The 24,003-nt window shown below is 67.7% G+C and carries 19 protein-coding genes; 8 read left to right on the forward strand and 11 right to left on the reverse strand.

The features are described 5' to 3' along the window. Positions 1-21: 21 nt before the first annotated feature. The 4 genes from CFB39_RS00870 to CFB39_RS00885 are packed head-to-tail and all read right to left on the reverse strand — an operon-like array spanning position 22 to position 3,566. Positions 22-669: a class I SAM-dependent methyltransferase gene (locus CFB39_RS00870; protein WP_089471997.1), complete on the reverse strand. Its 648-nt coding sequence runs from the start codon at positions 667-669 to the stop codon at positions 22-24. A 10-nt stretch (positions 670-679) separates the two neighbouring features. Next, entirely contained in the window at positions 680-1,402 is a 723-nt protein-coding gene (locus tag CFB39_RS00875; RefSeq protein ID WP_089471927.1) for a WbqC family protein, read from the reverse strand. Beyond that, entirely contained in the window at positions 1,399-2,784 is a 1,386-nt protein-coding gene (locus tag CFB39_RS00880) for an FAD-binding oxidoreductase (protein ID WP_089471928.1), read from the reverse strand. Before CFB39_RS00880 ends, CFB39_RS00875 begins: the two co-directional genes overlap by 4 nt. After that, on the reverse strand, positions 2,781-3,566 hold the full coding sequence (locus CFB39_RS00885; protein ID WP_089455378.1) for a TylF/MycF/NovP-related O-methyltransferase: 786 nt from the start codon (positions 3,564-3,566) through the stop codon (positions 2,781-2,783). Before CFB39_RS00885 ends, CFB39_RS00880 begins: the two co-directional genes overlap by 4 nt. 406 nt (positions 3,567-3,972) lie before the next feature. On the opposite strand from CFB39_RS00885, the gene CFB39_RS00890 reads away from it, so the two are divergent. From CFB39_RS00890 to CFB39_RS00900, 3 genes are all read left to right on the forward strand, one after another. Further along, positions 3,973-5,760 carry a tetratricopeptide repeat protein gene (locus CFB39_RS00890; protein WP_089471929.1) on the forward strand — a complete coding sequence of 596 codons (1,788 nt, stop codon included), beginning with the start codon at positions 3,973-3,975 and terminating at the stop codon, positions 5,758-5,760. Positions 5,761-6,001: 241 nt separating this feature from the next. Beyond that, the gene (locus CFB39_RS00895) at positions 6,002-8,200 is read left to right on the forward strand and encodes a glycosyltransferase family 41 protein (RefSeq protein ID WP_089471930.1); all 2,199 of its coding nucleotides are present in this window, start codon (positions 6,002-6,004) and stop codon (positions 8,198-8,200) included. Continuing rightward, positions 8,197-10,683, forward strand: coding sequence for a tetratricopeptide repeat protein (locus tag CFB39_RS00900; RefSeq protein ID WP_089471931.1), 2,487 nt, complete (start codon positions 8,197-8,199; stop codon positions 10,681-10,683). The genes CFB39_RS00895 and CFB39_RS00900 overlap by 4 nt, the downstream gene beginning before the upstream one ends. Before the next feature lie 286 nt (positions 10,684-10,969). Here CFB39_RS00900 and CFB39_RS00905 read toward each other — a convergent pair whose 3' ends face one another. From CFB39_RS00905 to CFB39_RS00915, 3 genes are all read right to left on the reverse strand, one after another. Next, positions 10,970-11,266 (reverse strand): flagellar protein FliT, encoded by a 297-nt coding sequence (locus CFB39_RS00905; RefSeq protein WP_069246849.1) that lies wholly within the window; start codon positions 11,264-11,266, stop codon positions 10,970-10,972. 33 nt (positions 11,267-11,299) lie between these two features. Beyond that, entirely contained in the window at positions 11,300-12,718 is a 1,419-nt protein-coding gene (fliD, locus tag CFB39_RS00910; RefSeq protein WP_089471932.1) for a flagellar filament capping protein FliD, read from the reverse strand. A 193-nt stretch (positions 12,719-12,911) separates the two neighbouring features. Further along, positions 12,912-13,730, reverse strand: a complete 819-nt coding sequence (locus CFB39_RS00915) for a flagellin domain-containing protein (RefSeq protein WP_011350581.1) — start codon at positions 13,728-13,730, stop codon at positions 12,912-12,914. A gap of 543 nt (positions 13,731-14,273) precedes the next feature. Here CFB39_RS00915 and rpsU point away from each other — a divergent pair. Continuing rightward, a complete protein-coding gene (gene rpsU / locus CFB39_RS00920) occupies positions 14,274-14,486 on the forward strand; it encodes a 30S ribosomal protein S21 (protein ID WP_006401410.1) in 213 nt (70 codons plus the stop codon). A gap of 165 nt (positions 14,487-14,651) precedes the next feature. Here the strand turns inward: rpsU and CFB39_RS00925 are convergent, their stop codons facing one another. Further along, on the reverse strand, positions 14,652-16,775 hold the full coding sequence (locus tag CFB39_RS00925) for a TonB-dependent siderophore receptor (protein ID WP_089471933.1): 2,124 nt from the start codon (positions 16,773-16,775) through the stop codon (positions 14,652-14,654). A 226-nt stretch (positions 16,776-17,001) separates the two neighbouring features. On the opposite strand from CFB39_RS00925, the gene CFB39_RS00935 reads away from it, so the two are divergent. Then, positions 17,002-18,237 (forward strand): PepSY domain-containing protein, encoded by a 1,236-nt coding sequence (locus tag CFB39_RS00935; RefSeq protein ID WP_089471935.1) that lies wholly within the window; start codon positions 17,002-17,004, stop codon positions 18,235-18,237. Between the two features lie 129 nt (positions 18,238-18,366). Here CFB39_RS00935 and CFB39_RS00940 read toward each other — a convergent pair whose 3' ends face one another. Continuing rightward, positions 18,367-18,969: a DNA-3-methyladenine glycosylase I gene (locus tag CFB39_RS00940; protein ID WP_089471936.1), complete on the reverse strand. Its 603-nt coding sequence runs from the start codon at positions 18,967-18,969 to the stop codon at positions 18,367-18,369. A gap of 142 nt (positions 18,970-19,111) precedes the next feature. Here CFB39_RS00940 and CFB39_RS00945 point away from each other — a divergent pair, with 142 nt between their 5' ends. After that, complete coding sequence (locus tag CFB39_RS00945; protein WP_089471937.1) at positions 19,112-19,993, forward strand: BadF/BadG/BcrA/BcrD ATPase family protein; 882 nt, start codon at positions 19,112-19,114, stop codon at positions 19,991-19,993. 136 nt (positions 19,994-20,129) lie between these two features. Beyond that, complete coding sequence (locus CFB39_RS00950) at positions 20,130-20,954, forward strand: Cof-type HAD-IIB family hydrolase (RefSeq protein ID WP_089460305.1); 825 nt, start codon at positions 20,130-20,132, stop codon at positions 20,952-20,954. A 118-nt stretch (positions 20,955-21,072) separates the two neighbouring features. Here the strand turns inward: CFB39_RS00950 and aqpZ are convergent, their stop codons facing one another. Continuing rightward, positions 21,073-21,816, reverse strand: a complete 744-nt coding sequence (aqpZ, locus tag CFB39_RS00955; protein ID WP_089424232.1) for an aquaporin Z — start codon at positions 21,814-21,816, stop codon at positions 21,073-21,075. Positions 21,817-22,116: 300 nt separating this feature from the next. Between aqpZ and CFB39_RS00960 the strand changes: the two genes are divergently transcribed. Further along, complete coding sequence (locus CFB39_RS00960) at positions 22,117-22,413, forward strand: H-NS histone family protein (RefSeq protein WP_021162849.1); 297 nt, start codon at positions 22,117-22,119, stop codon at positions 22,411-22,413. Positions 22,414-22,518: 105 nt separating this feature from the next. On the opposite strand, the gene CFB39_RS00965 is transcribed toward CFB39_RS00960, so the two are convergent. Further along, positions 22,519-23,583, reverse strand: coding sequence for a glycosyltransferase family 4 protein (locus CFB39_RS00965; protein WP_089471938.1), 1,065 nt, complete (start codon positions 23,581-23,583; stop codon positions 22,519-22,521). Positions 23,584-24,003: the final 420 nt, after the last annotated feature.

The raw sequence follows: 24,003 nt of genomic DNA on the forward strand, positions 1-24,003 counted from the left end.
GCGGCTCGCGCGCGGCGCCGCTCAAATGTCCTTGCGGACGAGAATCGTGAATTCGTACAGGCCGTAGTCGTGCAGCAGCGCGACGTGGCGCGAATAGCGGCGCTTGCAGCGATCGAACAGCGCGCACGGGTCCGCGTAGTACAGGAGGTCCGGGCGCATGAACGGCGGATCGGAATACGACGTCAGGCAGTTGAACGCGAAGCCCAGTCGGCTCGTCGCGTGCAGCGTGTCGAGCGTCGCGTGGATGTAGTCGAGCCACGCGTCGTCGTCGTGACCGCGCCTGACGTTGAAGATGCCGGATGCGATCCCGTAGTCCGACGCGGCCTGCGGCACCGCGCCGACATGAAACGCGACGTTCGCGTCGTCGCGGTAGCGCTGCCGCGCGGCGTCGACCATGTCGGACGAGATGTCGTAGCCCGCATACGCGAAGCCGTCGGGCAGCGCGCGCGCCTTCAGGAAATCGACCAGCGCGCCGTAGCCGCAGCCGATGTCGTTCACCGAGTGGCCGCCGGACGCGGGCAGGATTTTCGTCAGTTGTTCGAAGCGCAGGAACTGGCCGGTTTCGCCGTTCCAGTCGACGCCGCGCGCGGTCGCGCCGTGCTCCGCCAGCCGCGCGCTGTAGTACGCGGCCACTTCTTCCAGCAGGCTCGCATGCCGGGATTCGCTCATGGGCATCACCTCAGTCTTTCGAGGTCAGCGCGTACCGGCGCGCTTCGGGACCGCAATTGAACAGCACGTCGAGCACCGTCACGCCGTGGACGAAGTCGCCCCACTGCTGCGGATACTCGGGATAGGCCGGATAGTCGAACCAGCGCACCGCGATGCCTGCATCGGCGAACAGGTTCTCGTCGAGGTAGCTGCGCGCGGCCGGGCCGGACAGGTACTCGGTCGCGCCCGCCTGCACGCACAGGTTCAGCAGCTTCTCGGTGCGATCGCCGTGCAGCGCATAGTCCGACGTCGACGACACGCGCGTGCCGATCTCCAGTTGCCGGAGGACCCACGTCAGCATCGCGGCATTCAGCTCGCTCAGCATCCCGTAGGTTCGGCCGGTGTACAGCGCTTCGAGCTCGTCCGCATAGCGCGCGAAGTGCGGCGCGCGTGCGTAGTTCTGCTGCAGGGCCTTCCAGTGCAGCGGCGCCCAGTCGGCGCCGTCGATCTCGGTTTCGCGGATCGACTGGTGATACTTGCCCTTCACCTTCACCGGCACGCTCAGCCATTGCACGCCCTGCGGCGTCTTGATCTGGTTGCGGTTGCGCCAGTCGCGGCGCGTGTACTGCGCGTCGTCGTAGAGGATGAACTCGTCGCTGGCGGCGATCAGGTCGAAGTAGCCCTTCCACGGAATGTAGTTGGACTGGACGATCGCCACCCGCTTCGCGTCGCGGTTCATGGTCGCACCGCTCATGCCGGAATGTGGCCGTACCGGTACATGTCGACGAGCTCGGGCGGAATGCCCCAGTCCGTTGCGCCCAGCTTGTCGTGCAGCGCCTCCAGGTCCGCGCGGATCGCGTTCTGGAGCTGTTCGACCATGCGGTTGCGCGCCGGCACGAAGTCGTGCTGGTACGCGGCATTGATCTGATGGCGTACCGTCTTCGCGATCGCGGCCTCGCGCGTCATGTTGCGGATCAGCTTGCGTTCGGGCGCGAGTTCCGCGTAGCGTGGATCGATCGGCTCGCCGCGCATCGCCGCGACGAGATCACGGCTCAGCACCGGCGACAGGTGGAAGCCGTCGCGCTTGGTGCCGCCGAGAATCCACAGGTCGCGCACGCTGGTTTCGCCGAACAGCGGATACAGGTCGGACGTCGTCGGCCGCCAGCCGACGTTGACGTTGACCAGGCTCGCGCGCGAGAAGCGGGTGTTGATCTGGTCCATCGCCGACTTCAGCAGCGTGTACGCGCTGCCGGCGTGGCCGTGCTCGTGCGGCACCGGGCTGATGTAGTTGCTGGCGCCGACGAGGGTCCGGTCAGGCCCGTGCGGTGCCGAATACACGCCGCACGCGAGGCCGCGGTTGGTCGTGCGCACGCAGTGCGTGTGCACGTTCTCCGTGCTCTGCAGTTCGATCGACATGCCGATGCCGTAGAACATCCGCTGCACCGGCAGATCGGGCAGGCTCGCCTGCAGCACGCGCGTCACGTTGGCGCCGTTGCAGAGGATGAAGCGGTCCGCGCCGAGCACGCTGCCATCGGACAGGCGCGCCCCGGTGACGCGTCCGGCCGCGGTGTCGAGCCGCTCGACCTCGGCGTCGATGAAGCGCACGTTGCCGGCTTGCGCGACCGACTCGGTCAGCGCGTCGAGAAACTGTTTCGGATTGACCCAGCCTTCGCGTTTCAGGAAGACCGCCTTCAGCGCGCGATAGCGCGGGTCCGGATGATAGTTCGGGATCCCTGACGGATCGACCGCCTCGCACGGCTCCTCGAATTCACGGCAGAACCGCTGCATGGCCGCGAAGTTCTCGTCGTCGAGCGCGTCGGTCGCCGCGTTGTTCAGCACGAAGGTGCCGAAGCCGTGCGCGATCGCGCGCGCCGGCGTGCAGATTTCAGCGAATACGGCGGGCCAGGCCGCCGTCGCGCCGCGGCTCAGCTCGAACTTGAAGCGGTCGATCGGCGTGCCGAGCGAATCGCCTTCCAGCTCGGTGAACGAATTGAGCATCGCCGCCGCGGCGCGCGTGGCCGAGCCGGGCCGATGCGCGTGGCCGACGACCACGAGCTCGACGCCCGGGTCCGCCCGCTGCCATGCACGGGCCGTCATCAGGCCGAGAATGCCGTTGCCGAGGATCGCGATTTTCATTTGCGTGTGCCTCCACCCTCGGGGAATGACAGGTAGCACAGCGACGGATAGGCCGCCGCCTTGTGGATCTGGTGCGGACGGTTGCCGAGCAGGTCGCGCAGGTAATGGATGCCTTCCGCCGGCAGCTGGCCGCCGCGGGTGAGCTGCCAGAACGCGACGATGCCGCCGGGCACCAGCCGCTCCATCACCGCGTCGAACGCGTGCCGGGTCGGCTCGATCACGTTCAGGTCGAACCACGCGAGCGCGACCATCTCGCCGGGATGCGCTTCGCCGAACGCCGCCAGCGTGTCGCGGCAGTCGCCTTCCCACACGTGGTGCTTGTCATGCACGTGCCCCATCGCGTTGCTGCGCTCGTGCAGGTTCAGCAGCTTGCGCAGCAGGTCGGCGTACTCGCCGGACAGCGAGTACGTGCCGTCGGAGAACAGCTTGCGATCGCGCGTGTCGTGCTCGGCGAAGCCCGTGTAGCCCGTGAACGTATCGAATGCGTGGATGCGGCGCTGGAAGTTCAGCGGCTCGAGAATCGCGCGGAAGTTCTCGCACAGCACGGCGGTCTGCCCGCGCCACGTGCCGAGATCGAGGATCGCGCCCGGCAGCGGCACGATTTTTTGATAAATCTCGAAGGTCGCGAGAATGCGTGCGAGGAGCGAGCCGCGCACGAACAGGCCGAGCGACCGTTCCAGTTCCTCGCGCGTCGCGGGGTAGGTCTGCATCAGGTCGAACAGTTCGCGGCGCGCCGCGAGCTGATCGCCATCTGCGTTGGTGATGATCGCTGATTCGTGCATACACAGGGCTCCAGGCACAAAGGGTGTGGCCGGACGAGCACGTGTCGGCGCGGTGGCATCGGAATGCGCAACCGTCCGAACGTCGCAGGTCGGACATCTTTCTACGATCAAGTCTAGCGAGCGCCGCCAGGATCGAATGTCGGATTAGCGGGTGGTTTCACCCCGCATTTCGATGGATACGCGGGTGTCCGGCGCGCATTCGGCGCGCCCGCGGGTGCGGCTTGCAGTCGCGGGAATAGCGACCAATTCCAGCACCTGCTCGCCAGATTGGAACGCGGCGTGCGCGAGGAGAATTCGGACACGTCGGAGACCGTCGGTGCGTGCGTCCGCGGGCGAAGGCGTGCGCCGGCGCAGGGGTGCCGGCCGCGATTCGAATCCCGTATTGGCTACCAGGACGACTTAGCTCATGATGCCCACCTCCCCCGCCGCCGCCACGATCGAACAGGCGCTGGCGCACCATCAGGCCGACCGGCTGGAAGAGGCCGAGACGCTGTACCGGCAGATCCTCGACACCGATCCCCGGCACGCGGACGCGCTTCACCTCCTCGGCCTGATCGGTCATCAGCACGGGCGCTATCGGGAGGCATCCGACCTGATCATGGCGGCGATCGAGATCAGGCCGGACGCGATGTACTACTACAACCTCGGCAACGTGATGCAGGCTGACAACCGTCACGCCGCCGCCGCCGAGTGCTTTCGTCTCGCCATCGAGCTGCGACCCGACTACGTCGATGCGTACAACAACCTCGGCAACGCGCTGCGGCTCGCCGGCGACGCCCGCGCGGCCGTCGATGCGTTCTGCCAGGCCATCGCGCTGAAGCCGGACAACGGCCAGGCCTACAACAACCTTGCGAATGCGCTGTTCGACCTGAACGAGATTCCGGCCGCACTCGAGGCTTACCGGCACGCGGTCGCGCTGCGCCCCGAACTGCCGGAGCCGCGCAGCAACCTGCTGTTCGCGAGTCACTGCAGCGAAGCGTTCGACCACGACGCCTATCTCGCCGAGGCCGCGCGCTACGACGAAGTCGTCACGCGGGGCGCGACGCCGTGGACGGACTGGCTCGTCGACCTGACCGCCCGCGCCGGGCGGCCGCTCAAGGTCGGCATCGTGTCGGGCGACCTGAAGGCGCATCCGGTCGGCTATTTCATCGAGAGCATGCTGAAGCATCTCGACCCGAACCGGATCGAGATGCATGCGTACCCGACGCGCGACGTCGAGGACGACGTGACCGCCCGACTCAAGCCGGCCTTCGCGACGTGGACCTCCATTGCCGGCCTGAGCGACGCAGCGGCGGCCGCGCGTGTTCGCGCGGACCGCATCGACGTGCTGCTCGACGCGGCGGGTCACACGGTCTACAACCGCCTGCCGCTGTTCGCGTGGAAGCCGGCGCCGCTGCAGGCGAGCTGGCCCGGTTATTTCGCGAGCACCGGCGTGCGCGCGATCGACTACGTGATCGGCGACCGTCACGTGCTGCCGCCCGCCGAGGCCGCGCATTTCACCGAGCGGCCGTGGCATCTGCCGGACAGCTATCTGTGCTTCACGCCGCCGGCCGAGCCTGTCGACGTCGGCGCGCTGCCGATGCTCGCGAACGGCCATCCGACCTTCGGCTATTTCGGCAAGCTCGCGAAGATCACCGAGCACGTCGTCGCGGTCTGGTCGCGCGTGCTGCAATCGGTCGCGGGCGCGAAGCTGTTCGTGAAAGCGGAGCATCTCGACGATCCGCGCGAGCAGCAGGCGCTTGCCGCGCGCTTCGCGGCGCACGGCATCGACGCGCGGCGCCTGATCCTCGAAGGCCGCTCGCCGCGCGCCGAATACCTGGCCACGTACCGGCGCGTCGACCTGATGCTGAGCCCGTTCCCGTATCCGGGCGGCACGACGACCGCCGAAGCGCTGTGGATGGGCGTGCCCGTTCTGTGCCGGCGCGGCGAGCGCTTCCTGTCGCACATCGCCGAGAGCCTGCTGCATTCGGCGCGGCTGCCCGAGTGGATCGCGGACGACGACGACGCGTATGTCGCGAAGGCCGTCGCGCAGGTCGGCCAGCCTGCCGAGCTGGCGGCGCTGCGCACGACGCTGCGCGCGCAGGTGCTCGCGTCACCACTGTGCGACGCGCCCCGCTTCGCGCGCCACTTCGAGGACGCACTGCACGGCATGTGGGCGCAGCACGTCGAAGCCGCGGCGGGCGCAACCGTGTGAGGCCGTTCACGACGTGACGTGCGTGGGCATTTCCACGCCGGCGGCAAGCGGAACATGGCGCCCCTCGCGCTGAACACCGCGCCGGCCGACGTGATCGTCATTCCGGCCGGTGGCGCGTGCGCGACACCGTCGTCGGGATGGCACGCGACGGGATGGCGGCGTCGGCCGTGATGATCGGGCACGGCCGCAGGCTGATCGACTTCGGACGCGAACCGCATCGCTATTGAGCAGAGCAGACGAGATGGACGGAACAGGACAGGCATTGCAGACGGCGCTCGCGCATCACCAGGCGGGGCGTCTCGCGGAAGCGAAGACGCTGTACGACGCGATCCTCACCGCGCAGCCGGGCCAGCCGGATGCGCTGCATTTCCTCGGGTTGCTGGCGTGCCAGCTGAAGCAGTACGACGCGGGGCTCGCACTGATGGAGCAATCGCTCGTCGCGCGGCCGGACGCGTCGTACTTCAACAACCTGGGCAACATGCTGCGCGAAAACGGCCGGCTAGACGACGCGATCGCGCACTATCGTCGCGCGGTGGCGCTGCGGCCGGACTATCCGGAGGCGCACAACAACCTCGGCAACGCGTTGCGCGACGCGCACGAGCCGGCGGCTGCGATGCAGAGCTGCGCGCGCGCGATCGAGCTGCGGCCCGGCTATGCGCAGGCGTACAACAACCTCGGCAACGCGCTGCAGGATCTGGGCGATCTCGACGGCGCCGCCACGCACTACGGCCGCGCGATCGAGCTGGACCCGTCGATGGCGATGGCCCATGCGAACCTGAGCGCCGTGCGTCACAAGCAGCTGCGCTGCGCGGAAGCGCTCGCGCATGCGCAGGACGCGATCCGGCTCGCGCCGACCCTCGCCGAAGCGCACAACCACGCGGGCAACGCGTATCACGGACTGGACCGGCTCGACGCGGCGCAGGCCAGCCATCGCACGGCCGTCACGCTGAATCCGGCGGACGCCGGCGCGTGCCACAACCTGTCCGTCGTGCTGCTGAAGCTGCAGCGGCTCGACGAGGCGCTCGTGTATTGCCGGCAGGCGTTGCAGGCCGGCTCGCCGGCCGTGTTGATGCACGTCAATCTCGGCGACATCCTGCGCGCGCAGGGCAACGTCGATGCCGCGGTCCACGCGTATCGCGATGCGCTTGCGCTGGTGCGCGACGACGCCGACGACGTCGCGGCGACCGTGCTGAACCGGCTGCTGTTCAGCGCGGCGGCATCCGCTTGCGTGACCCCCGCCGACTACCTGGCCGACGCGCGGCGCTACGGCCGGCACCTGGCCGCGCGTTCGACGCGCCATGCGCACGATCCGCGCGAGCGGGCCGCGCGCGCGCAGGGGCGGCCGCTGCGCGTCGGCTTCGTGTCCGGCGACCTGCGCCTGCATCCGGTCGGCATCTTCCTGGAAAGCGTGCTCGCGCACCTCGAGCGCACGCGCATCGACCTGCGCGTGTACGTGACCACGGACGAGGAGGACGCGATCACCGCGAAACTGAAGCCGCATGCGAGCGGCTGGCGCTCGATCGCCGCGCTGGGTCCGGAGGCGGCCGCGCGGATGATTCACGACGACGAAATCGACGTCCTCGTCGACCTCGCGGGCCATACGCAGTCGAGCGGGCTGGCCGTGTTCGGCTGGAAACCCGCGCCGGTGCAGGCGAGCTGGCTCGGCTTTTTCGCGTCGACCGGCTGCGACGCGATCGACTACTTCATCGGCGACCGCTACACGCTGCCGGACGCCGAAGCGCATCACTTCGTCGAGAAGCCATGGCGGCTGCCGGACAGCTTCCTGTGCTTCACGCCGCCGGCCTGCGACGTCGAGGTCGGCCCGCTGCCGATGGCGGCGCGCGGCCATCCGACGTTCGGTTGCTTCGGCCAGCTCGTGAAGGTCGGCGACGACGTCGTGCGCGCGTGGTCGCGCATCCTGCACGCGCTGCCGGACGCGCGGCTGCTGCTCAAGGCGCACGAACTCGACCGCGAGGGCGTGCGCGACGCGACCGCCGCACGCTTCGCGCGGCATGGCATCGACGCGAGCCGGCTGATCCTCGAGGGCGGTTCGCCGCGCGCGGAATACTTCGGCGCCTATCACCGCATCGACGTCGCGCTGAGCCCGTTCCCGTACCCGGGCGGCACGACCACCGCGGAAGCGCTGTGGATGGGTGTGCCGGTGCTCGGCATGAAGGGCGGGCGCTTTGTCACGCACATCTGCGAAAGCGTGCTGCACGCGGCGGGCATGGGCGAATGGGTCGCTGACGGCGAGGACGCCTACGTCGCGAAGGCGATCGCGGCGGTGCGCGACCGCGAGCGGCTCGCGACGCTGCGCCCCGGGCTGCGCGCGCAGCTGCTCGCGTCGCCGCTGTGCGACGCGCGCCGGTTCGCGGCGCATCTCGAAGCGGCGTTCATCGGCATGTGGCAACGCTATACGAACTCGGAACACAAAGCATGAACGATATTCACGACACGCTGCAGTCCGCGCTGGCGCATCACCAGGCGGGGCGTCTCGCGGAAGCGAAGACGCTGTACGACGCGATCCTCACCGCGCAGCCGGGCCAGCCGGATGCGCTGCATTTCCTCGGGCTGCTGGCGTGCCAGCTGAAGCAGTATGACGCGGGCATCGCGCTGATGGAGCAATCGCTCGTCGCGCGGCCGGACGCGTCGTACTTCAACAACCTGGGCAACATGCTGCGCGAAAGCGGCCGGCTCGACGACGCGATCGCGCACTACCGGCGCGCGGTGGGGTTGCGGCCGGACTATCCGGAGGCGCACAACAACCTCGGCAACGCGTTGCGCGACGCGCGCGAGCCGACGGCTGCGATGCAGAGCTGCGCGCGCGCGATCGAGCTGCGTCCCGGTTACGCGCAGGCGTACAACAATCTCGGCAACGCGCTGCAGGACCTGGGCGAGCACGAGGCGGCGGCGGCGAGCTACGCCAAGGCGGTCGCACACCAGCCGCAATACGCGGATGCGTACTGCAATCTCGGCAACGCGCTGCATGCGCAGGAGAAATTCGACGATGCCGCGGAGGCCTATCGTCGCGCCATCGCGCTGCAACCGGGCTTCCGCGTCGCGCACCAGGGGCTGAGCGCGACGCTGCGCGCGGCAGGTGACCTGCGGGGTGCGGTCGACCATGCGCGCGAGGGGCTCGATCCGGGCGACGCGGACGCGCACTGCGTACTGGCCAGGCTGCTGCAGCGCATGAGCGAGTTCGGCAAGGCGGTCGAACTGCTCGAGCGGGCGATCGCGATCGATCCCGCGCATGCGCGGGCGTGGGCCTGGCTCGGCGACCTGCGCAACCAGCAGGGCGAATACGGGCAGGCTGTGCAGGCGTGCCGGCACGCGATCGAGCTCGATCCCGAACTGGCCGATGCGTACAATTTCCTCGGCTACGCGTATCACAACCTCAACCGGCTGGCGGCGGCGGAACTGAGCTACCGGCACGCGATCGACCTGAACCCCGACGATGCCGACGCCCATCAGAACCTCGCCGCCGCGCTGTTGCGGCTCGAGAAGCTCGACGAGGCGATGAAGCACACGGAGATCGCGCGGGAACTCGGCATCGATCCGCTGAAGCTCCAGATGACGCTCGGCGACATCCTGTGGGCGAAAGGCGATCTCGCCGGCGCGCTGGACGCATTCCGCACGGCAATCCGGTTCGACCTGCATCGCGCGTACTCGCGGATGCTGTTCAACATGTCGAGTTCGCCCGCGTTCGAGCCGCAGGAGTGGGTCGCTGAAGCGCGCCGCTACGGCGAACATCTCGAGCGCGATGCGCTTCCGTTCGAGCACGACCGCGCGCAGCGCGTCGCGCAGGCGCAAGGGCGGCCGCTGCGCGTCGGCTTCGTGTCTGGCGACCTGCGGCAGCATCCGGTCGGCATCTTCCTTGAAAGCGTGCTCGCGCGGATCGACCGGTCGCGCATCGAGCCACATGCGTATGTGACGTTCATCGGCGAGGACGACGTGACCGCGCGGCTCAAGCCGAACTTCGTGAGCTGGAAGAAGGTGGTCAGCCTGGGCCGCGAGGAGGCCGCGAAACGGATTCGCGACGACGGCATCGACATCCTGATCGACATGGCAGGCCATACCGACTGGAGCGGCCTGCCGATCTTCGGACACAAGCCCGCGCCGGTGCAGGCGAGCTGGCTCGGTTTCTTCGCGACGACCGGTTGCCGCGCGATCGACTATTTCATCGGCGATGCGCATACGCTACCCGACGACGAGGCGCATCACTTCACCGAACGGCCGTGGCGGCTGCCGGACAGCTACCTGTGCTTCACGCCGCCGCCGTACGATGTCGCGGTCGGCCCGCTGCCGATGGCGGCTCATGGCGGCGTCACGTTCGGCTGCTTCGGCAAGCTGGTCAAGATCAGCGACGAGGTCGTCGCGCTGTGGTCGCGCATCCTGCACGCGCTGCCGGACGCGCGCCTGCTGCTGAAGGCTCATGAGCTCGGCGCCGACGACGTGAACCAGGCGACGCTCGACCGCTTCGCGCGGCAGGGCATCGGCGCGGATCGGCTGATTCTCGAAGGCGGTTCACCGCGTGCGGAGTACTTCGCCGCGTATAACCGCATCGACATCGCGCTGAGCCCGTTCCCGTACCCGGGCGGCACGACCACGGCCGAAGCGCTGTGGATGGGCGTGCCGGTGCTCGGGATGAAGGGCGGCCGGTTCGTCACGCACATTTGCGAAAGCGTGCTGCACGCGGCGGGCATGGGCGAGTGGATCGCGACGGACGAGGAGGCGTACCTGACGAAGGCCGTCGCGTTCGCACGCGATCGCGACCGGCTGGCGACGTTGCGGGCAACGCTGCGCGCGCAATTGCTCGCGTCGCCGCTGTGCGACGCGTCGCGCTTCGCGCGCAACCTGGAGGACGCGCTGCACGGCATGTGGGCCTGCTACGCGTCCGGTGAGACGGCGACCCCGGACGCGTGACGAGCGGGATCGCGCCACGGCTGGCAGCCGCGCTCGCGCATCGTCGGCCCGGCCGCCCGAGATGATCGGCTCGGCCGTCGAGCGGGCGACGCGGGCGATGCGTGCGATGCGGGCGATGCGGGCGATGCGGGCGATGCGGGCGTAGCCGGCGCGATCCGGCTCGTGCTCCTGCCCGCCGGCGAAAAAAAAGCCGCATTGAAGCGGCTCGACGGTACGGCGACAACGGTCCGCTCGACTGGCGGCGTCTTTTAATTCGACCTGCGCGATGGGCGAGACGCCCGGCCGGTCACAGCATGCCGGCCTTCTGGTACTGGCTCGCGGCCTTGATCCGCTCCTGGGACTGCGCAAATTCCGCAGCCAGGCGGTCACGGTCCGTCTGCGCATGCTCCGTGATCGACGCGTCGATCGCCATGATCTGCCGCACCTGGTCCAGCACGTCCGGGGTCTGCTCGCCGGACAGGTTCATCAGCAGCGGCGAGCGTTCGTCGACGAGGGCCGCGACGCGCACCCAGTCGCGTGCGTCGGCCGCCGACTGCATGGCACGGGTCAGGTCGAAGGCGCGGGACAGGGTGTCGTTCGTCATGGTTCGGCTCCGAAGGGGCGGTGTGGCGAAGGCTTACTTGTTGGTGGCCATCGCGCCGGCGCTGTTCTGGCCGCCGAACAGCTGGGTCAGGTAGCGGGTGTTGTTCGCCATCTGCGCCATCAGCGTGTTCAGCGCGGTGAACTGCGCGGTGTATTGCGTGGTCAGCTGGTTCGAGTAGGTCTGCAGTTGCGTGGCCTGATTCTGCACGCTCGTCAGGTCGGCATTGATCGCGGTGGTGCGCTGGTCGATCAGGCCGGACGTCTGCGTGTACGAGTTGATGTTCGCATTGAGCGCCTGGGCGATGCCGTTCGTCTGGTTGAAGATCGCCGTCACCGCGGAACTGTTCGACTTGAGCGCGGTGGTCAGCGCGGCGGTGTCGACCGACATCGCGCCGGTCGAGTCCACGTTGATGCCGATGCTGCCGAGCGCATAGGTCGTGCCGCCCGTCGTGACGCCGCTGCTGAGCGTCGTCGCGAGCGTGCTCCTGATCGTGTTCATCATCGCGTCGCCGAGCAGCGGGCCGGCGGTCTTCGCCGTCGGGTCGTAGCTCGTCAGCGATTTCGCGGTATTCACGAAGTTGGTATACGCGGTCGCGAAATTGGTGATCGCGGTCGTCGCCGCGGCCGTGTCCTGCGACAGCGTGACGGTTTGCGTCGTGCCGACAGCGGCCTGCGACAGCGCCAGCGTGACGCCCGTCAGCGCGCCCGACACGTTGTTCGACGCGCTCGACACCGGCGTGCCGTCGATCGTCAGCTTCGCGTCGGCCGCCGGCGTGACCGTCGTGTACCCCGACGTCAGTTTCGAGTTGACGCCCGTGCCCGTGATCGAGATCGTGTTGGCCGCGCCGGTGGCGTTCGACTGCATCACGAGATGCTGGCCGTCCGAACCGGTGATGACCGATGCGGTGACGCCGGCATTGCCGGACGCGGAGTTGATCGACGACGCGATGTCGGACAGCGACGCGCCGGCCGCCACGTTGACGTTGAACGCGGGGTTGCTGCCGAACGTGATGCTCAGCGAGCCGGCCGAGATCGTGTCCGCCGACGTCACGCCGGCCGACGACAGCTTGTTGGCGGTCGCGAGCTGCGTGACATTGACCGAATACGAACCGGCCACCGCGCCGCTGCCGCTCTTGATCGTCGTCGCGATGCCCGTGCCGCTCGCCGTCGCGGCCAGGCTGCCGAGCGCGGTGCCGTCCGAGAGGCCGGTGAGCGCGGTCTGCAGCGCGGACAGCGCACCCTTCAGCTGGCCGATCGCGGACAACTGCGTATTGTCGTTCGTCTGCCGGGTCTGCAGGGTCTGCAATTGCCCGGCCGTCTTCGCGTTCACCAGCGTCGTGACGAGCGTATTGACGTCGAGCGACGAATTGGTCGCGCCGCTGATGATCGATTGACCTGCATTCGCCAGGATGCTGCTGATGTCCGTGCTGCTGACGGGGGTCGTGGTGGCCATGCCGTTGCTCCGGTCGTCCGCGCAACCAACGTGCGCGATGCGGCGGGGCGCCGCGGTTCAATGCAAAGAGGGAGGCGTGCCTCCCTGGAGAATTCTGATCCGGGCGGTGTCGGCGGCGTCGCGATGCATCGCATGGCGACGCCGCCGGGCCCGGAGGCGGGCGGGCGCGTGGCCCGCCGCGGGTGCTGCTCGATTAGCCGAGGAGCTTCAGGACTTGCTGCGGCAGCGAGTTCGCTTGCGCCAGAACCGAGATACCAGCTTGTTGCAGCACTTGCGCCTTGCTCAGGTTCGCCGTTTCCGTCGCGAAGTCCGCGTCGGTGATCTGCGAGCGAGCGGCGGTCATGTTGGTTGCCTGGGTTTGCGTCGTCGAGATCGCAGCCTGGAACGTGTTCTGTGCTGCGCCCAGCGTTGCCTGGAACGTGTTGACTTGCTTCAGTGCCGCGTCGATCGCCGTGATCGCCGATTGCGCGCCCGACTGGGTGGCGACGCTCAGGGTGTTCACGCTCATGCCCGTGCTGTTCCAGTTCGCCGTGCCGAAGTCGACGGTAACGACCTGGTTCGCTGCTGCGCCGATCTGGAACGTGACGCTGCCGGTGCCGCCCAGGATGGTCTGGCTGTTGAACGTCGTTTGCGATGCGACACGGTCGATTTCGCCGAGACGCGTCGTCACTTCAGCTTGCAGGTTCGCGCGAGCGCTCGAATCCAGCGAGCCGTCGCCGGCTTGTTGCGCCAGCGTACGGATACGCTGCAGGTTGTCGACCGTCGATTGCAGCGCGCCGTTGGCGGTCTGGATCATCGAGATGCCGTTGTTCGCGTTTGCAACACCTTGCGTCAGCGCATTGATTGCCGCCGTTTGCGACGTCGAGATCGCCAGGCCTGCTGCATCGTCAGCAGCGGTGTTGATGCGCTTGCCCGACGACAGGCGGTTGATTGCTTGCGACAGTGCGCTTTGCGAGCCCGACAGATTCGTCTGCGTCGTCAGCGAAAGGATGTTGGTGTTGATGTTCAGCATTTGCTTCCTCGTTTTGGAAAATGCCTGGGATACAGACAGGTTCTGATTTCGGCGTTGCGCTTTTTCGCGACTGGCGCTGCCCGCCTTTCCTGGTTGACGGCGGCACCCGGCGAAAACTTTAGAGGGATGTTTGGGTAAATTCGGGACGGAAGGAGGGTTGTCGGCCGAAAGGCCCGCCCGGCTTGGCCGGCCGGGCCGCGGACAGGCGCGGCACCCGGCCCCGTTCGACGGGGCGAGCGGCCGCGCCACGCGGAGCGACGAACCGGGAGATGCAAAAGGGTAGTTTTGTCTGTGATTCTCTGCTATGATGGCGGGCTGAATTGAGATTTCTGTCACGCCTCTGCCGTTTTCGGCATGTCTGCTGGCAGTCAAACGCGGCGCTGCACGCGGTTGTGAAGCGTACTCGCGGTGCTTTCCGCCTCTCTTTTCCGGCCTCCGAGGCCGTATTTCCGCTCGTTTCGCCTGTTTGTGGGGACGCTCGGATGGCCGGTGCGTGGCGCTTGGCCGCTACGTTTTTGACCGTTTAAGCAATTTAGGAACGACATGACGACGATTCTTCTGAAAGAAAACGAGCCGTTCGAAGTGGCGATTCGCCGCTTTCGCCGTGCTATCGAAAAAAATGGCCTGATCGCTGAACTGCGCGAACGCCAGTCCTACGAAAAGCCGACCGCAGTCCGCAAGCGCAAGAAGGCAGCAGCCGTCAAGCGCCTGCACAAGCGCCTGCGCAGCCAGATGCTGCCGAAGAAGCTCCACTAAGAGCGTCTTACGGTTCGCCGCGAAACGGCGGAGCGTGCTTCGAAAGAAGCCGCTCCGCCGTTTTGCTTTTGGGGGCCGGGAAAATCCCGATGCTGTGGCGGGGCGGCCGTTCCGGCCAATGGCTGGCGGCCGGCGGCCGGCGGTTTGCGGCCGCCGGCCCGCCGTTCAGAAGTCGATCTTCGCGCTCAGGCTCACCGTGCGCGGATCGCCCGGCTTCACGTAGTCCGCGTACTGGTATTCCCAGTATCGGCGGTTCAGCACGTTGTCGATCGACGCGCGCAGCGTCACGTCGTGGCGGCCGACCCGCGTCAGGTAGCGCGCGCCCGCGTTGACGACCAGAAAGCCCGGCGCGTCGAGGCCGCCGGCCGCGCGCAGCGGCGTCGCGCCGGTGAATTTCGCGTCGACGCCGAGCGTCAGCCCCGGCACGCCCGGCACCGCGTAGCCGAGGTCGCCCGCGAGCACGAAACGTGGCGCGCCCGCGACACGGTTGCCGTTGTTGCCGATCCCGTTCGCGTACCACGCGTCGAGCAGCATCGCGTCGACGCCTGCGTTCCAGCGTGCGCCGAATTTCGCGCGCGCACCGAACTCGATCCCCTGGATGATCGATTCGCCGTCCTGCACGTAGACGTTCGCGGCGTTCGCATATTCGGCGCTGCGCTGGATGCGGAACAGCGCGGCCGTCGCGCTCCAGCGCGCGTGCTCGCTCTTGATCCCCAGCTCGTATTGCTTGCTGCGCAGCGGCTTGAGCACCTGGCCGGCGTTCGCGTAGACGTCGTTCACGCGGCTGCCGGGCTCGAGCGATTCGGCGTAGCTCGCGTAAGCGGTCGTGGTCGGCGCGAGCTTGAACATCACCGCGAACGTCGGCGTGACCACGCCGTTCTGGCGGTAGCCGGGATCCTCGGCGCCGCTCGCCTGGAACGAGCGCTGCTCGTAGTTCATGTAGCGCACGCCGGCGAGCACCGACCACCGCTCGGTGAGCTGCACGGTGTCGCTCGCGAACAGCGATTTCTGCACGATCTCGCTCGTGCGGTACTGGATGAAGCCGTGCGGGCTGTCGTAGCGGTATGGGTTCGGCGCATACAGGTTGCCGGCGCCGAGCGGCACGAACACGCTGTTCGCCGAATAGTCGTTCGCCTGCTTCTGCCACGACGCGCCGAGCACGATCTGGTGGCTGAACGGGCCCGTGCGCACCTTGCCCTCGACCATCGCGCGCCACTGGCTGAAGCGGTGATCCTCCATCCCGACGTAGCGGCTGTCGGTGTAGTTGCCGGCCGCGTCCTGCAGGTACAGCGTGCTTTCGTTGCGGCGGCGCGTCGCCTTGCTGTAGCTGTACGCGACGTCGAGCTGCCAGTCGGGCGCGAGCTGGTATTGCAGCCCGGCCGTGTAGAGCTGCAGGTTCGTGTTCAGGTACTGGTCCTTGCCGCCGAGGTTCGTCGTGCCGCCGCTGATCGTCGCGGGCAGCGCGCCGCCCGGGTAGCTGCCGGTGAAGATCGACGGCGTCTGGCCCGTCGTGCGGCGGTCCTGGTACAGCGCGCCGAACGTCACCGACAGGTCGCGCGTCAGGTTCGCCTGCAGCGCGAGCGAAACGCTGTCACGGCGGATGTTGCCGTCGTTGTACGTCTTGCCTTCCTCGTGCGTCGCGTTCAGCCGCGCGCCGAACATGCCGTTCGGCCCGAAGCGCTGGCCGAGATCGACGTGCTCGGTCCACACGTTGGTGCTCCGGTAGCCGACGTCGACGCTGCGCACGGGCTCGACGCCCGGCTGCTTCGTCACGTAGTTGACGACGCCGCCGGGCGTCACGAAGCCGTACAGGAACCCGCCGAGCCCCTTCAGCAGCTCGACGCGGTCGAGCTGTTCGTACGGCATCGTGATCCCGTACGTGACGAACGGCAGCCCGTCGATCTTGTAGCCGTTCTGCCAGTCGAGCTGCATGCCGCGCACGGTCATGTAGCTGGCCCATGCGCTGTACGCGCCGCTGTTGTCGGACACCGAGGCGTCGTTCGCGAACACGTCGCCGAGCTTGTACGGCTGGCGTGCCTCGAGCTCCTCCGACGTGACGATCGTCGTCGAGAACGGCGTGTCGAGCTGGCGGCGCGTGCCGAGCGCACCGGTGGAGAGCGTGTCGGTCAGGTGCTGCGGCGAGTCATGCGCAGCGGTGACGTTGATGGCCGGCAACGCCGTGGCGCCGCCGGGCGAATCGTCCGCGTGCGCGAGCGACGCGGCAAGGCAGGCAAGGGCGGCGGCCACACGACGTGGGCGGGCAGGAGGATGGGCGAGGCTGACGGTCATGACGGGTAAGTAAAAATGCAAGTAAGAATCATTCGCATTGCGATAAAATGTTGCGCATCGTATCAAAACCCGTCGAACGCGCAACAATTCCATGCCGCGTGCAAGGGCATCCGGCCTCGCCAGCGGCGGCCGGCCGGCTCGTGCGCGGCGCCTGACCGCAAATGACCTGCATCCCGTTGAACCGGGGCCGCTCGTGCTGGCCCGCTTTCCCTTCCCAGGGCGCGCGATGAACGCGTTCCTGCGACCGTTTCTCGTCCGCCTGCATCGCTGGTTCGGCCTCGCGATCGCGCTGTTCCTGTTCGTCGCGGGCCTTACCGGCGCGCTGATCGCGTGGGATCACGAGCTCGACGCGGCACTGAACCCGGACTTCTACACCGCCCGCAGCGATGCGGCGCCGCTTGATCCGCTCGCGATCGCGACGCGCATCGAGGCCGCTGACCCGCGCGTGCAGGTGACCTATCTGCCGCTCGCGATCGAGCCGGGCCACACACTGCAGGCGGGCGTGATGCCGCGCACCGACCCGGCAACGGGCCAGCCGTACGCGCTCGGCTTCAGCCAGATCGCCGTCGATCCCGCGACGGGCGCGGTGCAGGGCCGCCGCGAATGGGGCGCGCTGTCGGTCGCGCGGCTCGACCTGATGCCGTTCATCTACCGGCTGCACTATTCGCTGTTCCTGCCCGTGTACGGCGGGATCAACTTCGGGTTCTGGGTGATGGGCGTCGTCGGCATCGTGTGGGCGATCGACTGCCTGATCGCGCTCGTGCTCGCGTTTCCGAATCCGAAGAGCTGGCGCAAGTCGTTCGCGTTCCGCGTGCGCCGCGGCGGCTATCCGCTGGTGTTCGACCTGCACCGCTCGGGCGGCGTGTGGGTGTGGGGGCTGCTGCTGGTCGTCGCGGTCACGTCGATCTCGATGAATCTCGCCGTGCCCGTCGTGCGGCCGCTGGTATCGCTGGTGTCGCCGCTGGCCGAGACGCCGTACACGAATCCCGAACACTTCCCGCCCGCCGCGCCGGGCAGCACGGTGCTGCCGCGCGAGCGGATCGTCGAGATCGCGCGCGCGGCCGGGCGCGACGCGGGTTTCGCCGCACCGCCCGGCGCGCTGCTGTTCGCGCCGGCGATGAATGCCTATGCGGTCGGGTTCTTCACGCCCGGCAACGATCACGGCGACGTCGGGCTCGGCAATGCGTGGCTTTACTGGGACGCCGTGACCGGCAAGCCCGTCGCCGCCCAGGTGCCGGGCCGTGGCTCGGCCGGCGACCTGTTCATGCAGGCGCAGTTTCCGCTGCACTCGGGGCGGATCGCCGGCGTCGCGGGGCGTGCGGCGGTGAGCACGCTCGGTATCGTCATCGCGATGCTGAGCGTGACGGGCATCTGCATCTGGGTGAAGAAGCGCAGCGCCCGCGTGCGGGCCGCGCGCAGCATGCGCTCGGTTGCGCCGGCGTCATCGCGCGCCGCAAGGTGAGGGGTGGCGCGCCGCGCAGCGCAGCGCTTCGTGAGCGGTGAGCGGTGAGCGGGCGGCGCAACCGGCGCTGGGCCGCGGGGACCGGCGGGCGACCGGCAGCTGCCCGCGCCGTCGGCCCGCCTCGTGCCGTCAGCCCGCCTTGCGCCGGCGTGCGTGCGACTTGCCGCCGAGCGCCGCGCATTGCGCGTGGCACGGGCAGCCGACCTCGTGATCGTTGACCATACCGGTGGCCTGCATCAGCGCATAGCAGATCGTCGAACCGACGAACTTGCAGCCGTACGCCTTCAGCGCCTTGCTGAGTGCGTCGGACTGTTCGGTCGACGCGGGCGCGTCGCGGTACGACTGCCACGCGTTCTGGACCGGCGTGTCGCCGACGAACGACCACAGGAACGCGGCGAGCGACCCGTGCTCTTCGCGGATGCGCTGCACGGCGCGCGCATTGGTGACCGCCGATTCGACCTTCGCGCGGTTGCGCACGATCCCGGGATTCTCCAGCAGCTTCTCGATGCGTTTCGGCGTGAAGCGTGCGACGGCATCGACGTCGAAATCCGCAAAGGCTTCGCGATAGCCCGCGCGCTTGTTCAGGATCGTCGACCACGACAACCCGGCCTGCGCGCCTTCCAGAATCAGCATTTCGAACAGGTGGCGATCGTCGTGCGACGGCACGCCCCACTCGGTATCGTGATAGTGAGCATCCGCTTCCGTCTTCACCCAGTTGCACCGCTGCGACATCGTCTGCCTCGCTTTTCGTATCGATTCGATCGCGTCAGCATAGCGGAAGCCCTTTTCACGGAACAGCCGGCCGAACGGCAGATGGGCGCGCGGCGCCGATCCGGTTAAGCTTGGCGCCTGTTCGAATCAGCGGGATGAAGGCATGGCGGCATTACTTTTTGCGATCGGCATCGACGGCGGCGGCACGGGCACGCGCGCGGTGCTGGCCGACCGGCACGGGCGCGAGCTCGCGCAGGGGCGCGGCGGCCCGTCGGGGCTCGGGCTCGGCATCGAGCGCGCGTGGGCGTCGATCGGCGCGGCCTGCGCGGATGCATTCACCCAGGCCGGTCATGCATTCGACTGGTCGCAGTGCGCGCTCGGCTGCGGGCTCGCGGGCGTCAACAATGCGGCGTGGCTGGCCGCGTTCCGCGCGCAGGCACCGCTCGGCGCGCTCGCGGTCGAGAGCGACGCGTATACGACCGTCGTCGGCGCGCACGGCGGCGCGCCGGGGCTGATCGTCGCGCTCGGCACCGGCAGCATCGCCGCGGCGCTCGATGCGGCCGGCGCGTGCCGGATCGCGGGCGGCTTCGGCTTCCCGTCCGGCGACGAGGCGAGCGGCGCATGGCTCGGCGTGCGCGCGCTCGCGTATGCGCAGCAGGCGCTCGACGGCCGCGTGCCGCGCGATGCGTTCGCCACCGCGCTGCTCGCGGAAACGGGCGCGCAGGATCGCGACGCGCTCGTCCAGTGGTCGTGCGATGCGAACCAGACGGTCTACGCGCGGCTTGCGCCGATCGTGTTCGCGCATCGTGCGCATCCGGTCGCGGCCGCGCTGATCGCGCAGGCGGGCGACGAGATCGGCAAGATGATCGACGCGCTCGATCCGCAGCACGCGCTGCCGGTCGCGCTGTGCGGCGGATTGGCGGACGCCCTCGCACCGGCCGTGCCGGCGCGCCATGCCGTCCGGCTGCGCGCCCCGCTCGACGATTCCGCGCACGGCGCGCTGCGGCTCGCGCTGCAGGCGTTGCAGGCGGCGGAAGGGCGCTGACGGCGTGTCGAGGCGGGCGGAAAGCACACTGCAACCGCGCCGCGGGCGGCAATCGGCCGGGAACCGTCCGGCGGGCAACCGGGCTCGACGTTAGAATGGCCGTTCCGCAGAGCCCTGAGCGCCATTCTTCCGTCCCATGTACAAAGTCATCGCCACCGATCTCGACGGTACCCTGCTGAACAGCGACCACCAGCTCGATCCATACACGATCGACACCGTCCGCCGGCTCGACCGCGACGGCCTGCAGTTCGTGATCGCCACCGGGCGCCATTACGCGGACGTCGCCGGCATTCGCGACGTGCTCGGCATCCGGCCGTACCTGATCACGTCGAACGGCGCGCGCGTGCATGCGCCGGACGACACGACGATCCACGCGCAGGACATCGATCCGGCGATCGTCCGCGGCCTCGTGCAGCCCGATGTCGTCGGCGCGCATGGCCGCGTAATCGTCAACCTGTTCACCGACCAGGGCTGGCTGATCGACCGCGATGCGCCGCACCTGCTCGAATTCCACCAGGATTCGGGCTTCCGCTACGACGTGATCGACATGCCCGCGCATGACGGCGCGGATATCGCGAAGGTGCTGTACATCGGCGATCCGGCCGATCTGGCGGTCGTCGCCGAGCAGATGCGCGTGCGCTTCGGCGATGCGCTGTACGTCACGTACTCGCTGCCCGACTGCCTCGAGGTGATGACCGCGAACGTGTCGAAGGGCCGCGCGTTGCGCTCGGTGCTCGCACGGCTCGGCGTCGACACCGGCCACTGCATCGCGTTCGGCGACAACATGAACGATATCGACCTGCTCGAAACCGCCGGCCACGCGTTCATGATGAACAACGCGAATCCCGACCTGGTCGCGCGGCTCCCGCACATCCCGCGGATCGGCAACAACTTCGATGCGGGCGTCGCCCGCCACCTGCGCACGCTGTTCTCGCTCGAAGACAACGTCGCCGCCTCCTGAGCGCGCTGCCGGCGCGGAAATGAAAAACGGGCGCCAGTGGCGCCCGTCGAAATGACTTGCCTCGATCTTCTTCGACAGCGTGAGGCTCGCTGCTCTGCTCGCTTGACCCCGTAGTGTTTTATTCGCTTGTGCGAGCCGATGCCGGCAGCAGGTCGACCGCGTCGTCACGCCCCGCGACCAGCGGATAGATGATCCCGGCGAGTACCGCGCCGATGATCGGTGCCACCCAGAACAGCCAGAGCTGACCGATCGCATCGCCGCCCACGAACAGCGCGGGGCCGGTCGAGCGGGCCGGGTTCACCGACGTGTTGGTGACCGGAATCGAGATCAGGTGGATCAGCGTCAGGCACAGGCCGATCGCGATCGGCGCAAAGCCGGCCGGCACGCCGCGCTTGTCGGTGGCGCCCAGGATCACGAACAGGAAGAAGCCCGTCATCACGACTTCGCAAATGAACGCCGAACTGAGTGCGTAGTGGCCGGGCGAGCGCTCGCCGAAGCCGTTCGTCGCGAAGCCGCTGCCGACGACGTCGAAGCCCGGTTTGCCGGTCGCGATCAGGTACAGCACGAATGCGCCGAGCGTCGCGCCGACCACCTGCGCGACGATGTACGGCACGAGATCGCGTGCGGGGAAGCGGCCGGCGACCGTCAGCCCGACGCTCACCGCCGGATTCAGGTGGCAGCCCGAAATGTGGCCAATTGCGAATGCCATCGTCAGCACGGTCAGGCCGAAGGCAAGTGCGACGCCGGCAAAGCCGATGCCGAGGCCCGGAAAGGCGGCGGCCAGCACGGCGCTTCCGCACCCGCCGAGCACCAGCCAGAACGTGCCGAATACCTCTGCAGCGAGACGCTGAGAAAGATTCATGTAAGGACCTCGTTCAAGTGGATTGAAGACAACCGGACGACGCGACGGATTTAAACCGTCACCCGGAATTGGTCTGGATTATAGGAAATGAATCGGGTCGGGGAGGGTCAACGATTGTTAAATTTGAATAGCTGACGAATGCCTTTTATTAGAATAAGTCCGCATTCTCGATATAGCCGAATCGGTTAAAGATGACAGCATTCATTTCAAAGGGCAGGGCGGCAGTGCGGATGGCGTAACGGATGTTGGTGTCCCGGCCGGATTCGCCGGGGCCGCATCATCGAAAAGGGGAGTCAAAAAATGTCTCAATACGCGAAGCTCAAGGCGCAGATCGCCGATCTGCAAGCCCAGGCGGACGATGTGCGCCGCCAGGAAGTGGCGGCGGTGATTGCGGAAGTCCAGCAAAAGATTGCCGAATATGGGCTGACTGCCCAGGATCTGGGCTTCGCGGAGCGAGCGAAGCGCGGGCGTCCGCCGAAGAAGGCGCCGCTGCCCCCGAAATACCGCGATCCGAAGTCGGGCGCGACCTGGAGCGGGCGCGGCAAGCCGCCGAATTGGATCGTCGGTAAAAACCGCGATCGTTTCCTCATCGAATGACCGAAAGCCCAAACAAAAGAGCCGCATCGAGATGCGGCTCTTTTGTTATCCGCGCCAATTTCGGCGCGGATTGGATTACGGCATATTTCCTTGCGGCATTCCGTGTCAGGCGCCGGCGACCCGGCGCAATGCCGGTTGACGGGCTCCCGTGCAAAGCGATTCGTAAGTTTCGACATATCGCTGCGCCATGGCCTTCGAGCTGAAGCGCGTATCGAAACGTTCGCGGATGGCGGTGCGCGACAGGCTGTCGATCCGGTGCAGCGCGCCGACCGCGCCCTGCACGTCCTCGACGATGAAGCCGGTCACGCCGTCCTCGATCACTTCGGGCACCGAGCCGCGGTTGAACGCGACGACCGGCGTGCCGCAGGCCATCGCCTCGATCATCACCAGGCCGAACGGCTCCGGCCAGTCGATCGGGAACAGCAGCGCCTTCGCGCCGGACAGGAACGCGGGCTTCTGCGCCTCGTTGATCTCGCCGATGAATTCGACGTGCGCCTGGTCGAGCAGCGGCTCGATCACTTCCTTGAAGTAGTCGGCGTCGGCCTTGTCGACCTTCGCGGCGATCTTCAGCGGCAGCCCGCTTTGCGCGGCGATCCGGATCGCGGTGTCGACGCGCTTTTCCGGGCAGATCCGGCCGAGGAACGCGAGGTATTCGGGCTTCACGCCCGGTTGCGGCGTGAGCAGCGTGTCGGGCAGCCCGTGATACACGGTGCCGGCCCACGCGGCCTGCGGCAACGGCTTGCGCTGGTTGTTCGAGATCGACACGACCGGCGAATCCGGGAACGCATCGAACACCGGCTGCAGTTCCGGCAGGTCGAGGCGGCCGTGCAGCGTCGTCACGTACGGCGTGTCGAGGCGCGACATCAGCGGGAACGGCAGGTAGTCGAGGTGGAAGTGCAGCACGTCGAATTCGTGCGCGACCCGGGCGACCTTTTCGAGGAGCCGCATATGGGGCGCCATCGAATCGCGGATCGACGGGTCGAGCCGCAGTGCGCGCGGCCAGGCCGCCTCGAGTCGGGCCGACGTGACGGAGTCGCCGCTGGCGAACAGGGTCACGTCATGGCCGAGATCGACGAGCGCCTCGGTGAGGTAGGACACGACACGCTCGGTGCCGCCGTAGAGTTTCGGCGGAACGGCTTCGTAAAGCGGCGCGATCTGGGCAATTCGCATGGATGTTCTCCTGTTTCGACCCGGGGCGCGGTGGCGCCGATGCGGATCCCGTGCAAGGTTGCGGAACTCGCCGGCGTACGCGGTGGGCGGTACGTGGCCGTGCCCTGGGCGGGGTGCGCGGGGCTTCGGACGGCAAGCTGCGGGGCGGGCCGGCACGGCTCGCGCCGCCGCCCATTGGAGTCCATTATCGATATCGCCCTGAGGGGTTCGAGTGTTTTTTCAAACACTTAAGGCTTGTTACACGATGAAATACGCGAAAACCCCGATAAAAAGGGTGCGGAAACAGAAATAGAGATAGACGCAACTATTGTTGCGTCTTCGTGAAAAAGCACTATAATTTTTACCGATCCGATTGCCGGCAGCCTTGCCGGCAAGCCTTCCAGGACTGCACGGAGGCCATCGGACCCATCACAGCCGAAT

It is taken from the genome of Burkholderia sp. AU6039 (assembly GCF_002223365.1).
Taxonomy (GTDB): Bacteria; Pseudomonadota; Gammaproteobacteria; order Burkholderiales; family Burkholderiaceae; genus Burkholderia.